Raw genomic sequence first — 14,810 nt, forward strand, 5'->3', positions numbered from 1 at the left:
GGGCGATGTCTTCAACGACCCGCTCCGGTGCCCACAGGGCCGGGTCTGCGGGGTCATCGCCGGTGGGGCGTCCAGTGGGGCGGGGGGTCAACGCGATCAGCTCTCCTCGCGCGTCCAGCAGCTCATCGAGTCGCTCCACGAGCTTGGCGGATGGTCGTTTGCGGCCGCGGGAGACCTTCGACAGGTGTCCTGGGTCGCAGGGGACGAGTTTTGCCAGTTCGCGGAGGCCGACCTGCCGTTCGGCCATCAATGCCCGCAGCTTGTCGCCGAACGCCATCGCCTCACCCGTTTCGCCCCGGGTTGACTTGTTGCCTGTGTTGCCCGTGTCGCATGGGCAACAGGGCAACACTTTCCACCGTAGCTCTCCGTGCGCTGGCCTGTACTCAGAAGCGTGCACTGCGACGCAGAAAGAAAAAGACGGCCCCGGCCCGCTGGGCGAACAGCGGGGAGTCCCGGGGCCTGGCCACGAACGGAGGTCGTGGTTGAGTACGAAGGTATCCCACACCCGGTCACCGGTGTATTCCCCCGAGTCAACCGCCACTGACGCATGTGGCCCGGATGTGTTGGCTGATCTGCAGCGTCAGATCGGCAGGCAGTGGATGGTCTGGTACGGGCACCACACCCGCCACTGGTGGGCGATGCCCTGCCCGCCCTACCCCTGGTTCGGGCTTATCGAGGGCCGCACCCCCGCCGACCTGCTGGCCAGGGTGCGCGAAGTCCAGGCGTGCCACCGGCCCAGGGGGACGCGATGACCGCGGCCAACTCCCTCGACGGGCCTGAGCTGTTCCCATGGGAAGTCCGTAGCGAGGACGGGGAGACCCACGAAAGCGGAGTGTCGGACGACTGGGCGGCGGCGGCCCGGGCACTGCAGACCCGGCCGGCGGGCTGGACGGCCCGTGTCTGGTCGGCCCGCCTCGACCCCTACAACCCCCTGGAGTACGACTACCGGAAAGTGATCGGCCGAGGGGAGCGGCAAGCAGGATCGGCCGGAGTCATCTGGAGGACCGGCGGGTGAGACGGGGGCGGCCGGCATGGAGAGGCGCGGCCCCGCGCCGGCCGCCCCCATCCAGCGCGGGCGGGCACCGTAATGTCCGAGGTGGAGGTCGGCCCGACCGGTGCCCGCCCGCCCACTGTCCCGGAGGTCAGTCTTCAGTTGCCCCGGCAGCAGGCTCGGTGAATGGAGGGCGCGGTGGGAAGGAGTCCCGCTTGCCCGCGGCGTACTCGATGCACATGTTCAGGTACTCGTCCATGGTGATGCCGAGTTGTTGCAGCGCTTCCTTGGCGCGCTCATAGGCCGCGAGGTCCTTCGGCCGGAACGTCCGCGTCGTGTACTTGTGCTTGCTCGGCATCGCGGCGATGGTCCCATACGACCCCGCTGCGGTCTGCCAACCGACCAGGCGAGTCTGGTTCGGGGAGCGAGTTGGATCGGGTGGCTTTCCACCTCCTTCGGGATCGCCCCTATGTCGTCGCGACCGGTACGCCGACAAGTGGTTCGAGCGGGCTGGTCAGGGCGCGGCATGACCACCAGGAAGAGCGCCCCGAAGAAGTAGCGCCAACACGGCAAAGCCCCGCCCGGTGTCGCGACCACCAGGCGGGGCGAAGGAACCCGCCAGAGAAAGGAAACGGTTCCGATGGCAAACGTACTGCAGCAGGGTCGGCAAACGTCGTGGACGGCGCCGCCCCGTGACTACGGCATTGAACCGGCGAAGGTCCGCGCCGAGTACGACGCCCTACTCAAGCGGGAACTCGCCCGGCAAAACAGCAGTACTCGCAAGTGACTGCACGACAGCTCCGGCGCGTCAAAGCCGTCGCCCCACCCCTGGCGCCGCAGGCCTCGCTGAAGGCGCTGCCGGACCGGGCCGGACGGTGGCGTGATAGCGCCCCGGGTCAGGAACTGGTTGAGATCATCTCCGGCATCGACTGACCCTGGAGGTGCCGATGGCCCCGACCCCCCTCACCGACGAGGAGATCGCCGCCGAGCTGGCCGCACTGCCCGGCTGGGAGCGCGACGGCGACACGATCACCCGCACGTTCGCGCACACCTACCACGAGTGCGTGCACCTGGCGATGTACGTGGCCGCCAAGGCTCGCGAGATCGGCCACCATCCCGACATCCACATCACCTGGCAGCGGATCCGTTTCGCCATCACCACCCACGACGCCGGCAACCGCCTCACCCGCAAGGACTTCGAACTCGCCCGGCACATCGACGCCATCGCCGCCGGACACGGAGCCAAGCCGGCCTGAAAACCGCATGACTGTCTGACAGCGGACGAAACTCCGCCCGGCATGCGACCAAGACGTGCAGCCAGGCAGAGCACCTGACCGGCATCGGCGCCCCGCCTCTTGTAGGCGGGGCGCTCGTCGTTTCCGGTCGGCGCCGGGATGTCGGGTCGTGTCGGTGGATGTCCGTGGCTGCCGACTGGATCGGTCGGGGCGCGCAGGGCTTCACTGAAAGCGATCGCTCTTTTGCGGAGCGGATCGTTCACTGCGGTGGGCCGACCGTGCCCAGGAGGATCCAGGGGGAGCCGATGACCATTACGGCAGTGCTGCGCCGTGAGGGCCGACTGTTCCCGAGTCACTGCCTTCCTTGCTCGGAAGGACGTTGATGCGCGCCCAAAGGACGTGCTCGGCGGCCACCGCGCGTCCCGGCCGTCCGGCTTGCAGGCAGGTCGTCGGCCGGGCGGCATGGCGCAGCGAAGGATGCGAACGCCGAACCGTCCGGCTCGCCATTGACCCGCCACGGCAGGAACACCAAAGGCCGCCCCGAACCGCGGCGGCCCGCACGTATCGAGAGAGGACAACGTCTTGAGCGCCAAGCCCGCGAGCAGCGAGGTCCTGCGGAACGCGATGGTCGACCGGCTGGCCGCCGATCACGCGGCGAAAGGGCTCACGCTGCACCCGGAGGTGGAGGCGGCGATGCGGGCCGTTCCCCGCGAGCTGTATGTGCCGGGCGTTCCGCTGGAGGAGGCCTACGAGAACACCGCGGTCATCACCAAGCGGCTCCCCAGCGGGGAGAACGTCAGCTCGGTGTCGGCGCCGTTCCTGATCGCGGAGATGCTGGGCCAGGCGATGGGCGCGCTCGGCGGCCTGAAGGGCCGGCATGTGCTGGAGATCGGCAGCGGCGGCTATAACGCGTCCCTGCTGGCCGAACTCGTCGGAACGGCCGGATCGGTCACGACCGTCGACATCGATCCCGAGGTGGCCGACCGGGTCGCCGCCTGCCTGAAAACGGCGGGCTACCACGACGTCACCGTGGTCTGCGCGGACGCCGAGCACCCGATCGAACCGGGCCGCGGCTACGACCTGATCATCGTCACGGCCGGGGCCTGGGACATCCCACCCGCCTGGCGTGAGCAGCTCACCGAGGGCGGCGTGCTGGTCGTGCCGTTGCGGACGTTCGGGACGACCAGGTCATGGGCGCTGCGGCGGGTGGGCGACCGGCTGGTCAGCCACAGCCATCGCCAGTGCGGGTTCGTTCCCGTGCAGGGCGCCGGCGCCCACCAGATCCGCTGCATCGACCTCGCCGAGGGCGTTCACCTGCGCCTCGACGAAGGCGAGCAGATCGACGCCGACGCCGTCAAAGGCGTCCTGGAGCAGCCGAGGCGGGAGGCGTGGGCCGGGCTGAGCCTGCCGCCCGCCACCCGGTTGCACGACCTGAGCCTGTGGCACGCGACCCGCCTGCGCGAGCACGCCGTGGTCTTGACCGCGCAGGAAGAGGCCATCGCTTCCGGGATCGTCGCCCCGTCCTGGCAGCACGGCACCTCCGCCACCGTGCACAACGGCACGCTCGCCTACCGGACTCTTCGCTGGACCGACCGGCGTTTCGACCTCGGCGCCTACGCGCATGGGCCCGACGCACAGGCGGCCGCCGAGCGGATGGTCGAGAACATGCGCGCCTGGGTGGAGGCCGGCTGTCCCACCCCGGCCCTGGAGGTCTTGCCCGCCTGCACCCCAGACGGCGATCTGCCGGACGGGACCGTCCTGGACAAGCGGCACAGCCGCCTCGTCGTGTCCTTCATCCCCGGTTGACCTCCACCCCTCGCCCGAAGGCGAGGACTTCCCTTGCAGGCCTCGGTCAGGGACGAAGCCCTGAAACGGTCATTCCTGCTTGCGGAAGGGAGAAGGCTTGACGGTGCGTGAAGACAGCCGTCGGTGACAGCGTTCCCTGAGCATGGCATCGATGAGATGACCTGGCCGGACAGCCATCGATAGAAGCCAAACTCATTACGTATCGTAACGAAAATCCAGAAGGGACCTCTCCGCCCCTAGTCCGGGATCCCACTCCCCGCCATCCGTGCCAACCATGAAAAGGCCAGGACGCCTGCCACCGCGGGAACGCAGAGTCCTGCGGAGCTTGTCGCTGGGTGGCCCGTGATGCAACCCTTGCCGGGAAACTCTGTGACTGGTCGCCGACCCCGGTGGGAGTGCGTCATGTCGACCTTCGCCACGGTAGGCGTTCCGCTGCTGACGGTGGCGGCCACCTTGGCTGGTGGCTGGTTCGTCACCACCCGGATCACCGACCATTGGGACCAGATCAAAAAGCACCGCGAGATGGATCTGGCCGCGGCCGAGCATTTCCAGCGGCTCTACGGCGAGTTCATCGTGGTCTGGAAAACCTGGAACGCGCTGGAGGGCAAGCACACCGCCGCCTGCCCCGCTCCCGAAGAGGCCCGCTGGGACTGCCTGCAGCGAATGATCGAGGTCGAAGGCGAAGTCGAAGCACTGGTGGCGAAGCTGGCCACCGAACGCGTCCTGACCGAGACCGAGATCGACATGCTCGGCAGTGTCCGGCAGGCCTTCAAATTCGTCCGCCGGACCATCAGGAAGGGCCGGCCTTTGAACTGGACCTCTGATGAGGTCGAACCCTATGCCGCGTTCAAGGCGCTGGTGGCCGCTCTCTCCCACATGGTGATGAACTCCCCCGGCCCTCAGCACCGGCCTTCCTCCGCCGTGGCGGCCCGTAATTTCCTGCAGATCACCGACAACCGTCACGAGATCACCTGGGTGGCCACCGGTCTGCGCCTGGCCGACACACCGATCCCCGAACAACCTGCCCGTCGGCGGAGGCTCCTGCTCTCGCCGCGGAGGTAAGAGGGCTGCGCTGGGTCCTCAACTGACGGCGCCGACTGGGACACGCCCAGTGAAACCGGTCGGCGATTGCTCCGGCGCTCCCTGGTGCGATAGCAATGATGCCTTCGTCCTTGAGGCCGGTCAGGCCATGAACAGAGAGGTCTGGTCGGCAAGCCGTGTCCACAGGCTGTGGAAACTTCTGCGCTCTTTGTCATGGACGCCGGCCGGCCCGACGCTCAGGAACCGCTCGTTGGTGGGGAAACGCTCCGGGTCGGGGGTGCACAGTTGCGCGCGCATGATGGCGAAGCCATCGGCTTGCGCTTCGGTTCCGTGGGCGCGTGCCCGGCGGTGAAGTTCGGCGATCATCTGCTGCCGGGACCCTTCGGAAAGAGTCTTTACGCTCCGCCACGCCGTGCCCTTCTTCGTCGGGATGCGCCGTCCGGTTTTCTTGTCGACCGCCGCATGGTAGATGCGCCGCACGTCATACAGGGCCCAGGTCTCCCGCCGCAGGGCCTCCTCCGCCAGGGCCAGGACCCGATATAGGCGGTGGTCGATGGCGAACTGCACGGCGCTGGTCCGGGAGAAGAGCGTGGCCCGGGGGTTCAGCGCCATCGCTCGTCTCTCCATGAGCAGGGCCAAGACAGCGCCCTTTGGTTCTCTGCGCCACCGGTCGGCCAGATGCTCGGCATCTGATGCGGCGAAGGGACAGTAGACGCAGCAGCTCCTCGGCCAGGTCGTGCCGAAGACCTCATGGAGGTAGCCGAGGGTGTCGGCGCGCGTCCAGCCCCATTCCGCCAGCGGGAACCGGGCGCGGCGGGAGGCGGAGGTGTAGGTGGAGTCTTTGAGGATGCGGTGACCCTCTTCGGCGGAGAAGCCGAGGATGTGCTGATAGGTGAGGCCGGCCAGGTGGTCTTCTTTCCACCACTCCAGCGGGTCGGCCTTGCTTTTGACCGAGCAGATGCGTTTGCCGTGGGCGAATTGCGGGACGGTGCCGTTGCCGAGCTGTTCATCACGTAGCCGCCAAGGGCCGACCATGTGCATGCGCTTCGGCTGCCGGGAGTCGTCTAAAACCGCGTATCGGGACGAGGCGAGCGGGCCGCCCCGGGAAAGCTGGACGTAGCGGACGGAGAACTTGCGCATCAGCGGGAGTATGAACCGCTCCATGTGCTCGGCGGTTTCGGTGAACTCATCTCCGGTCATGGCCGTCATCACGATCAGGTCGTCCAGCTTGAAGTCCCGGGTTTCGGGTTCGAGCAGGAACCGGGTGAGCACTCCCACCGAATCCACTCCCATGCCCAGCGACAAAACGACTTTGTCCAACGCCTGTTCCTTCCCTTGGTGAGGGACGGGGAAAGCGAAGGCCGCAGCCGATTCCCTCGGCTGCGGCCTTCAAAGAAAAAGGAGATGGTTAAAAGGGTGGTTCTGTGGTGCCTGCACCGGCTGTGGTGGGCACGGCGGTATCCGACCACGGGTCAGAAGGTGAGGCTGCTTCTGCCTGGAGTGCTGAGAGGGGGCCGTTTCGCGGGACGGCGGGTGGGGCGGCAAGGCGCTGGGCCTTGGCGATCCTGGCCGTGGCGTTCTGCAGGGAGGGGCCGATGTGCTCGACGTCGATCTCCATGACCGTGCGGCGCCGGCCGTCTGCGGTTTCGTAGGAGCGCTGCTTGAGCCGCCCACGGACGATCACCTTGTGGCCGCGCTGGAGGCTTTCGGTGACGTTCTCCGCTTGGCGGCCCCAGACGTTGCAGGTGATGAACAAGGGGGCGGCGTCCTTCCACTCGGCGGTGGACGCATCTCGATACCGCGGGGTCGAGGCCACGCGGACGTTGGCGACGGCGCGTCCGGAAGGAAGGAACTTCAAGATGGGGTCGGCGACGAGGTTGCCGACCACGGTGATGGTGGTGTCGTTGCTCATGTCCGTTCCTTGGGGTGCAGGTGGCCTGCTGCCGGTGAGGTGACGGCGGCTCGGAAAGGCCAGGGACATCCCTGGAAGGGGGCGAGGCTCCCTGGTGGTGCGGCCGGTGACGGACCCCGACCGTCTGTTCACGAGCGACCTGGGCGATGTCGCTGGACGTTCGGTGCCGTAGACCTGGTGCGCTGGGCGCTGTCCGTGCTGAGGTGCATCGTGGAGGTCGCGCGCAGATCACCTCGTGCGGGGAGCGGCCTGGCCCGAGCCACAGCGCGGTGGTTCTGGAAGGCGGCCTCGTTCGCATATCTCCGAAAGACCCGGCGGCATGCCGCCGACCTGCCGTCGGCTCAAGACCAGGTGGTGATCACCTAGTTGCGGCCGTTCAGAGCACAAGTGCCGCACGGCAGCCCCAGCACTGAGGCGACCTGGTGAGAAGGAAACCGCTCTCGCCCTGCCGCCGCCGGACGTCGGCGTTGACTGCAGGCATGCGGTGAGGCGGTTTCGATCACTGGCCTCGCCCCTCGCCGGTCTCCGGCCGCTCCCGGCCGGCCGTCCGCCGCCTCGATTGGTGATCTCGATGGCAGGAGCGGTGGGCGTGGGGAGCCCACGCGCCCAGGTCCGAGCAGAGGCGGCCGATCGATGGCCCGGGGTCGATGACCACCACTTCGGCTCGGCTGACCGGGCCATGGCAGTACACGCAGGCGGGCATCGGGACGCGTCCGCTGCTGGTGGGCTCACTCGGCCATTCGCCCCAGCCCGGCATCTGGCCGTCCAGCATGAACCGATCAGCCCGCTGAAACGGCACCGAACCGCAGGTGCCGAGAGGGTAGAAGGCATCCAGCCACTCGGCGCCGCTGGAATGGTCATAAATCCGCAGGCGGCTTGTGTGCAGGCCGTCCGACAGCGACCAGACCTCTGCTCGCCAGCGTTCGTGGAACTTAAGGTGCATCCCCAGCTCTGGGACGAACCACCAGCCGCTGGTCGCCTCGCTATCTGGGGTCCTGCGCATGGCGTGCCCCTTGTAGGTGCTCTCGCCGGTCAGCATGCCTCGCCCCCATTCCCCTGGGCGGGATCGGGCGCGATGGGGCAGGAGTGCCCGGTGGCGGCTTCTACCAGGACGTGGAGCAGATCAGCGGGTTCGGCAGGCACACGGCCCTGACAGCGCAAGCAGATCAACTCCAGATGGTCGGGCGGCGAACCCGCCGATGCGGCCACCCGGAACTGGGCGGGATCCAGCGCCAGCAACCGTGCCGGTGCGTTGTCGAGCAGGAACCGAAGACGCCGTTGGGCTGCGTCGGTGCGCCGATGGACGTCGATCACCACCGGTCCCGCACCGGTGCCACCGCCGGCCTGCGGGCTGTCGCCGGCGGCCTGGCCGATATAGATGAACGCCACCACATCGGCGGCGTTGAGATAGATGATCGGTGCGCCGTCGGCGCGTTCGAGCCGTTCGACCGTGATCTGCTCATCCCCCGGCCGAGCACGGGCCAGCACCCGGCAGACGAACGCCTCGTCCCCCGGCTCGGCAGAACGATCCCCGGCAGCGGCCCCACCGGGACTCGAAGAAGAATCCGGAACGATCTTGAGGTGGCGCGGCATCGGCCGCTCCTTCCTGGCCAAAGGCCGGTCATAAAACGGCTCCGCCCCGAACAGCCGCCCGGGGCGGAGCCAGAAACAGGCAGGGAATCAGGCCTGCGCGGCCAACTGCAGCACCTGCAGGGCCCGCGATTCCATCTCGTGCGCGGCGTCGGCGTCAGGCAAAGTCCGGGCGACGGAGGTGACCGCGTGCATCACCCCGCCCGCGGTCAGATCCCCGCTCTTGATGAAATGCCCCAAGATCGCGTCCTGCTGCTCGGTGGAGAACCGCAGCTGCTGAGAGATGACCTGGATGGTCTCCACCGGACGCTCGACGGGCACACCGGCCTTGGCCTCCATCACGGCCACGACCTTCTGCACGTAGGCCGGAGTGAGGAACCGCCGGACCGCATCGGTGGTCTTGGCCGTGATCAGCTCCAGGTTCTTCCGGTGCGTCGTGCCGCTCCAGTCGATGACCCCTTCCTCGAGCTTGCCGCCCAGATGCACGGCCCGATGCGCATCGGCGGTGATGGTGTAGCCGTTGTCGCAGACCTGGAACACGATCCGCGGAGTGATCGCGGCGGCCCCGCACCCGGTCTCGCTGTTGGTGATCACGAACCCGCCCCACACCACCGGGTTGTCCGTCCCCTCCGCCCCGGTGAACGGAGACCGGTACCCCTCCAGCAGCCGAGGCGCCAGCACCTCGACCGCCGGCGAGTAGAGGCGCACGTACATGCGCTGCTCGGTCAGATCACAGCCCTGAATGGTGATCGGAACCCCGGCCCGCTCCACCCCATCCAGGGCGGCGGTCAGCACGTCCAGATGATCGACCCGCTTGTAGGAGTCCGACAGCAGCGCCCGCGCCACCCCCTCCCCGCGTGCTCCACGGAACCCCCGGATGAGGAACTTGGTCTCCGGCGCGCGCCTCAGCCAGCCGTTGACATTGGCGTCCCACAACTCGATCGCCTCATGACGGCACCTGCGCAGATACGGCAGGTTGATCTTCAGCTTCTCGGCGATGCCCCTCTCACAGGTCGCCGTCGGCCGGTAGACGCCATCGGTGCGAGTGACCCCACTGGGCGACAGCACCGGTTCGGTACCCGAGATCAGCAGCCGCCCTCCCTCGGCCCGCAGCGCCGAAGCGGAGGCGACGATGTCGACCTTGCGGCCCTGCTGCTCCCGCAGCAACGCCACCAGATCCCCCAGCTCAGCGTGCCGAGTCACCAGCTCCCCGGCCACCGCAGGTGCGTTCATGAACGTGGTCCTTCCACTTCGGGGGAGGGCCAAGGGCCTGCCCTCCCGGAGGAAAGACCACCTGCGACGGCCGCCCGCGGAGGGCAAGGCGGCGGTCCGGCCGGACAAGATCTTTCCGACGAAGGAGGAAAGATCTCTGCCCCAGGCCGGAACGAGCACAGCGAGAGCCGCCTTTCCCTCCGCCAGGCCGTCGCAACCCTAAAACCCCGGGAGGGCAAGGCCCACTATCCCGAAGAGACAACGCCGCGCGAAGAACTGACCGTCGCCAATCACGCTAAGGAGCCACGGTCACAGTCCCTCCAGGGGTGATGAGCGATCGGCGGGTCGATCGCCAACCCGCGCCTGTGCCCGTTGCGATCCCTCCAGGGGTGATGAGCGACTGGTTCGGAAGCCGACCTGTACCGGCAGCTCCACGTGTTGCGATCCCTCCAGGGGTGATGAGCGACACCTGATCGAACTCGCAAAAAGGCAAGAGGAGATCGCGTTGCGATCCCTCCAGGGGTGATGAGCGACATGACCCGCTGGCCCCGCACGACCGCCATCTGTGTTGCGATCCCTCCAGGGGTGATGAGCGACAAGACCGCTCCCGGCACAGGTCAGGTGTCCGGCACGGGTTGCGATCCCTCCAGGGGTGATGAGCGACCCGAGAGTAAAGTCCCAGCTCAGAGGCGTCCTGAAGGCGGGTTGAGCGAGGGGTTTTGCAGCGGTCCGGCGGTAGTGCAGCGCCGCAGGTCAGAAGGGGTGCGATGGTGATCGTGTTGCTGTGACACCTGTTCTTCGTCTCCGCAGGCATTCCGGTCGTCGCTCTTCACCTGGTCAGGCTACGGCCTGCTGTGGGTCGTGACATGGTGGGCATGCGGATGTATGCCGACATGTTGTCTTCTGGTATGTGGACAGCCTTGAGGTCTGTGGGGTCCATGCTTGGTTGACGGCCGAAGAGAGCCCGGACGGTGGCATGGGGCCAACTGGGGGACTGGTTCAGGGGACGACTCGGTACGGCTACGAAGCCGCCGACATGGGGAGCCCTGGGGTGCGCTGACTCGGGTGATCTTGTTCGGTGAAACGGGGGCCATCTCAACCGCTCTGATGGACGGTCTTGGGGCGCCAGTCCACTGGTGGCATGTTGGTATTGCCGCACGGTTTGTGAGCAACGTAGATTCCTCTGGCTCCATGACCTCCGCTGTGGAGAGTGGTATCGAGAGAAGAGGTCAGGGCCGAGTCATGGTGCCATGGCCATGCGGGAGCTCTCCTAACGTTTGTTGCAAGTAACTAGGACTATGCAACTATGTTCAAGTTTGTCTGGGTTGTCGCTTGAGTCCTTTATTTGAAGTGAGCGGCTGTGTGTGGCGCAAATCCCGTATTGTCCGTTATTGCGCTTGTGCCTCTCCTGGGATGCGAGGTTCTTAGAGCAGGCTAACCGGAAACCTGCATCAGCGGTGTTCCAAAACTCCCTTAAGGGTCAGTCCTCCAAGAGGGTTGAGGAGGCGAGATGTCATCTGCGGGCATGAAGTCTTGCGGATCGGCATCGTAGCGCCCTCTCCGGAGGCGACCGCTGGCCGTCCATGGATGATCGGCGGCGCCTCAAAGGGGAATCCCCTGAAGATCTCGGCGAAGGTAATGGCTGCCTGCCCGCATGCTGACGGTGGGCGGACAGAAGCGTGATCACCTGTGGCCCTCTTGGGGTGTATACCAGTCGATCGTGGTGTTACGGGCGAGTATCTGTGCATTGGCCGTAACGGGCCACGAAGGTGTTGATCTTTGGAGTGCTCCCGTTTTTGTCGGATGCGGCTGCTAAGACTTCTCCAGGCAGCTCAAAGGGCTAGTCAGGAGGGCCTCTAAGGTGCGATTTCGGTTGGACGTTGCGGCCGACAGACCCGAGTTGGCCTGGCGCGATGTTCACGGGCCGGCTCGGGGAGTGGTGTACGGGCTGTTGAAGTCGCAAGACCCGGAGCTGTCTCAGCAACTGCACGACGTGGGATGGCAGGGGCATGCGCTTCGGCCGCTGGCGATCTCACCGCCGATCTTTTCGGGGGCCAAAAAGCGCAAGGGCGCGTATGCGACCTCTTCGAAGGGTTCGGTGTGGATCGGGTCGCCGGTTCCCCGGATCGCCGGCTGCCTGCTGGCCGCCCTGGCCGGCCGGCAGCACCTGCGGTGGGGTGAGGCGACCTTGCAGATCAAGGGAGTGGAGGTGGAGAACACACCGGACCACTCCTCGGGCGAGGCCGTGTTCGAGACCGTCTCCCCGGTGATCCTCAAGCACGAGGGGCGCTACCTGCTTCCCGGCGATGCGGCCTATGAGGAACGCCTGGTGCACAACCTCCGGCACAAGGCCGACGTGCTGGGCCTGCCGTCGGACGTGCGGGTGGAGGTGCTGGCAGCCGGGCCCCGGCGGCGCTTCGACGTCCAGGGCGCGATGCGGATCGGCGCGACGGTCAAGCTGAGCATCACCGCCGCGCCCAGGCTCTTGGACGCCATCTACGACTGGGGGCTGGGATTGGTGTCCATCCAGGGATTCGGGTGGATCCGGTGACCTCCGCGACGGTCGCCGAACCGGTGCTGACGCCCTCGGGCCATCCGCTGCAGCGCTGCGGCGTGTGGGCGGTGACGCTGCTGGCGGGAGGTGACCGTCCTGAGACGGTCACCGAAGACGACATGGAACGTGTCGTCGAGCGGCTGGTCGAAGACATCGTCACGGCGGCGACCGCCCCCAAGGACAGCGTCTCCTACGACTGGTGGAAGGTGCTGTTCGCGCTGTATCCCAACTCCAAACCCACCCATGCCAAACGGTCCCGGGACCGGGCCGTGCTGTATCCGCAGGTCGCGGAGCTGTTCGCGCCCGACCCGATGGGAGCGCCCCTGCTGCCCTGCACGTTCTGCGCGCGTCCCAGCGGCACGGTGTGGACCAAGACGAACCTGCCGATGTTCGAGTCCGAACGCGCGCTCAACACCCTGCCTCCCGGCGTGCCGGGCTGGCCGGTGTGCCGGGCGTGCCGGGTGGCGCTGTGGGCCATGCCTTATGGCGCGTGGGTGACCCAAGGGTCGGCGACCGTGCTGACGTGCGATGACACGGCCGTGGAGCAGGAGTTCGCAACCCGCAACCTGGTGCGGGCCGGCCGGATCCGTCAGCTCGGGTTCGCCGGGCTGAAGGCGGGGGCGGGCCCCGAGGCGGTCGTGGTGCGGGCGTTGCGGGAGCACGCCGCCGACTCCGGCGGGGCCTGCACGCTGTGGACGTTCAAAAACGACAACCAGGAGCCGTGGCTTCGGGTCACCGAGACCCGGCAGGGCATCGCCCGCTTCCTGCGGGCGATGCGGGCCGATGCGGACTGCCGGCACGGCTGGGCGGCCCTGCAGAGATCCATGCACCGCCGGGACCGGTCCGGCGCGGTGACCGTGGACGGCGCCACGGCCGCCGCCCGCACGCTGTTCGATCCCGTCGACGACGAGGAGCGCGACCGCCTGCCGCTGGAGCTGATGCGGCGCGCCCGCGACCCCGATGCCCTCAACCAGCGAACCTTGCGCGGCTGGCGCGCCTTGTGCCGGCTCTACCAGGAGGTGATGTACGACATGGACCCCGGTCGGCTCGACAGGGCCACCGTGATGCTGGCCGACTGGATCACCCAAGACGGCACGCGAGGCCGCTTCAACGAGTTCCGCCGCGCCGTCAACAGCGCCTATGACCTGCAGAAGCTGCTGATGAAGGCCAGCGCGCGGCTGTTTTTGGACGGCAGCGACAGGGTGCGGATCAACGACCTGATCCCGCTCCTGCAGGCCGAGGGCAACCAGGGCTGGCGGGTGCGCGGGCAGCTGTACTTCGACGTCCTGGACGAGCTGATCCGCCGCGGAGTGCGGATCGGCAAGAGCGACGACGAGGACGACCCGGCCAGTGAGGACGGCGAATACGACGACGGTGACGAAGGGGAGGAGTACGCCTGATGAGCTACCTGGCCGGGAAGATCGTGCTCGCGGTCACCGCGGGCGCGCCCAACAACGACAAGGGCGAGTCAACGACCGCGCCGGTCAAGAAGGCCCGCATCCGCGGCGAGTGGTATCCCTACATCTCGGCGCAGGCGTTCCGGCGCTGGCTGCGCGAGACGATGACCGCGCTGGGATCGGTCCCCTCTCCCACCGAGCGTGTCGGCAAGGCGCAGGGAAAGGCGCAAAAGGCCACCACCGCGGGCGACCCGATCACCTATATCGACGATGACCTCTTCGGCTACATGAAGGCCGGCCCCAAAGGGGACGACAAGGGCACCACGCTTCGCGACAGCCCGTTCATGGTGGGCACGTTCCTGTCGGTCGAGCCGGCCAAGCCCACCACCGACTTCGGGGTGATGTCCCGCGGCATCGACGAGCCCGTGCTGCACTCCCACGAGTTCTACACCGCCGACCTGGCCGCGCCGTTCCTGCTGGACCTGCCCCGGGTGGGCACCTTCACCCTCCCGGAGAAGAACGGTGTGGGACGTCCGAACTACCTGAGCGAGCAGGAAGCGCTGGCGGTGGCCGGAGCGGTCCAGATGGGCGCCGTGCCGGTGAAGTTCCGCGGCCAGCAGGCGGTGCGGCTGCCGCTGGAGATACGCCGGGAGCGGGTCGCGCTGCTGCTGGAGGCGTTGGCCGAACTGGTCGGGGGCGCCAAGAAGGCGATCCACTACGGTGACCGCACTCCCGCCCTGGTGGCGCTGGTCCCGATGGCCGGCGGGGTGAACCCGCTGGGATTCGTAGTGGACGGCGCCGAGGACGGCAGCGGGCTGCAAGTGCGGGCCGAGGTGCTCAAGCAGGAACTGGACGCCTGGCAGGGGGAGTGGGAGGCCCCCGTCCGCTTCGGCTGGCGGCCGGGCTTTCGGGAGCTGGTCCGCAAGGAGTTCGAAACGGACGCGGCCGACCTGATCGAGGCGGAGAAGGTCACCATCGGCCACCCCAGGGTGATGCTGCGGGAACTGGCCGCGGAGATCCGCGACGGCCGGCACGACGCCTGGTTCGACGACCCCGCGCGGTGAAAGAGCCC

General features: G+C 67.5%; 14 protein-coding genes, 1 pseudogene and 1 CRISPR repeat array. Of the genes and pseudogenes, 8 read left to right on the top strand and 7 right to left on the bottom strand.

From position 1 onward, the window contains the following. Positions 1–103: 103 nt before the first annotated feature. Positions 104–277: pseudogene (locus TCUR_RS28575) on the bottom strand (helix-turn-helix domain-containing protein); the annotation flags it as partial. Positions 278–563: 286 nt separating this feature from the next. Between TCUR_RS28575 and TCUR_RS04525 the strand changes: the two are divergent. Both TCUR_RS04525 and TCUR_RS04530 read left to right on the top strand, forming a co-directional pair. Then, a complete protein-coding gene (locus TCUR_RS04525; RefSeq protein ID WP_245536977.1) occupies positions 564–752 on the top strand; it encodes a hypothetical protein in 189 nt (62 codons plus the stop codon). Further along, positions 749–1,015, top strand: a complete 267-nt coding sequence (locus TCUR_RS04530; protein ID WP_012851291.1) for a hypothetical protein — start codon at positions 749–751, stop codon at positions 1,013–1,015. Before TCUR_RS04525 ends, TCUR_RS04530 begins: the two co-directional genes overlap by 4 nt. Positions 1,016–1,142: 127 nt before the next feature. On the opposite strand, the gene TCUR_RS04535 is transcribed toward TCUR_RS04530, so the two are convergent. Beyond that, the gene (locus tag TCUR_RS04535) at positions 1,143–1,349 is read right to left on the bottom strand and encodes a hypothetical protein (RefSeq protein ID WP_012851292.1); all 207 of its coding nucleotides are present in this window, start codon (positions 1,347–1,349) and stop codon (positions 1,143–1,145) included. Between the two features lie 589 nt (positions 1,350–1,938). On the opposite strand from TCUR_RS04535, the gene TCUR_RS04540 reads away from it, so the two are divergent. The 3 genes from TCUR_RS04540 to TCUR_RS04550 all read left to right on the top strand — a co-directional run bounded on the left by TCUR_RS04540 (position 1,939) and on the right by TCUR_RS04550 (position 5,094). Beyond that, positions 1,939–2,247, top strand: a complete 309-nt coding sequence (locus TCUR_RS04540; RefSeq protein ID WP_012851294.1) for a 4a-hydroxytetrahydrobiopterin dehydratase — start codon at positions 1,939–1,941, stop codon at positions 2,245–2,247. A 561-nt stretch (positions 2,248–2,808) separates the two neighbouring features. Further along, complete coding sequence (gene fxlM, locus TCUR_RS04545) at positions 2,809–4,032, top strand: methyltransferase, FxLD system (protein WP_012851295.1); 1,224 nt, start codon at positions 2,809–2,811, stop codon at positions 4,030–4,032. A 441-nt stretch (positions 4,033–4,473) separates the two neighbouring features. Continuing rightward, positions 4,474–5,094 carry a hypothetical protein gene (locus TCUR_RS04550; RefSeq protein ID WP_169312995.1) on the top strand — a complete coding sequence of 207 codons (621 nt, stop codon included), beginning with the start codon at positions 4,474–4,476 and terminating at the stop codon, positions 5,092–5,094. 120 nt (positions 5,095–5,214) lie between these two features. Here TCUR_RS04550 and TCUR_RS04555 read toward each other — a convergent pair whose 3' ends face one another. From TCUR_RS04555 to TCUR_RS04575, 5 genes are all read right to left on the bottom strand, one after another. Beyond that, positions 5,215–6,393 (bottom strand): hypothetical protein, encoded by a 1,179-nt coding sequence (locus TCUR_RS04555; RefSeq protein ID WP_012851297.1) that lies wholly within the window; start codon positions 6,391–6,393, stop codon positions 5,215–5,217. An 88-nt stretch (positions 6,394–6,481) separates the two neighbouring features. Further along, entirely contained in the window at positions 6,482–6,985 is a 504-nt protein-coding gene (gene ssb, locus TCUR_RS04560; RefSeq protein WP_012851298.1) for a single-stranded DNA-binding protein, read from the bottom strand. Between the two features lie 499 nt (positions 6,986–7,484). After that, positions 7,485–8,024, bottom strand: a complete 540-nt coding sequence (locus tag TCUR_RS04565) for a hypothetical protein (RefSeq protein WP_012851299.1) — start codon at positions 8,022–8,024, stop codon at positions 7,485–7,487. After that, a complete protein-coding gene (locus TCUR_RS04570) occupies positions 8,018–8,578 on the bottom strand; it encodes a hypothetical protein (RefSeq protein ID WP_012851300.1) in 561 nt (186 codons plus the stop codon). The genes TCUR_RS04565 and TCUR_RS04570 overlap by 7 nt, the downstream gene beginning before the upstream one ends. An 87-nt stretch (positions 8,579–8,665) precedes the next feature. Further along, a complete protein-coding gene (locus TCUR_RS04575; protein ID WP_012851301.1) occupies positions 8,666–9,808 on the bottom strand; it encodes a hypothetical protein in 1,143 nt (380 codons plus the stop codon). Positions 9,809–10,095: 287 nt separating this feature from the next. Next, a CRISPR array of direct repeats spans positions 10,096–10,451; the repeat unit is 30 nt; unit sequence GTTGCGATCCCTCCAGGGGTGATGAGCGAC. Positions 10,452–11,726: 1,275 nt separating this feature from the next. Between TCUR_RS04575 and cas6 the strand changes: the two genes are divergently transcribed. The 3 genes from cas6 to cas7i are packed head-to-tail and all read left to right on the top strand — an operon-like array spanning position 11,727 to position 14,802. After that, on the top strand, positions 11,727–12,338 hold the full coding sequence (cas6, locus tag TCUR_RS04580) for a CRISPR-associated endoribonuclease Cas6 (RefSeq protein ID WP_217265450.1): 612 nt from the start codon (positions 11,727–11,729) through the stop codon (positions 12,336–12,338). Beyond that, entirely contained in the window at positions 12,335–13,741 is a 1,407-nt protein-coding gene (locus TCUR_RS04585; protein WP_148232926.1) for a hypothetical protein, read from the top strand. The genes cas6 and TCUR_RS04585 overlap by 4 nt, the downstream gene beginning before the upstream one ends. Then, a complete protein-coding gene (gene cas7i / locus TCUR_RS04590) occupies positions 13,741–14,802 on the top strand; it encodes a type I-B CRISPR-associated protein Cas7/Cst2/DevR (RefSeq protein WP_012851304.1) in 1,062 nt (353 codons plus the stop codon). The genes TCUR_RS04585 and cas7i overlap by 1 nt, the downstream gene beginning before the upstream one ends. The last annotated feature ends 8 nt before the right edge of the window (positions 14,803–14,810 follow it).

Source organism: Thermomonospora curvata DSM 43183, assembly GCF_000024385.1.
In the GTDB taxonomy this organism is placed as follows: Bacteria; Actinomycetota; Actinomycetes; order Streptosporangiales; family Streptosporangiaceae; genus Thermomonospora; species Thermomonospora curvata.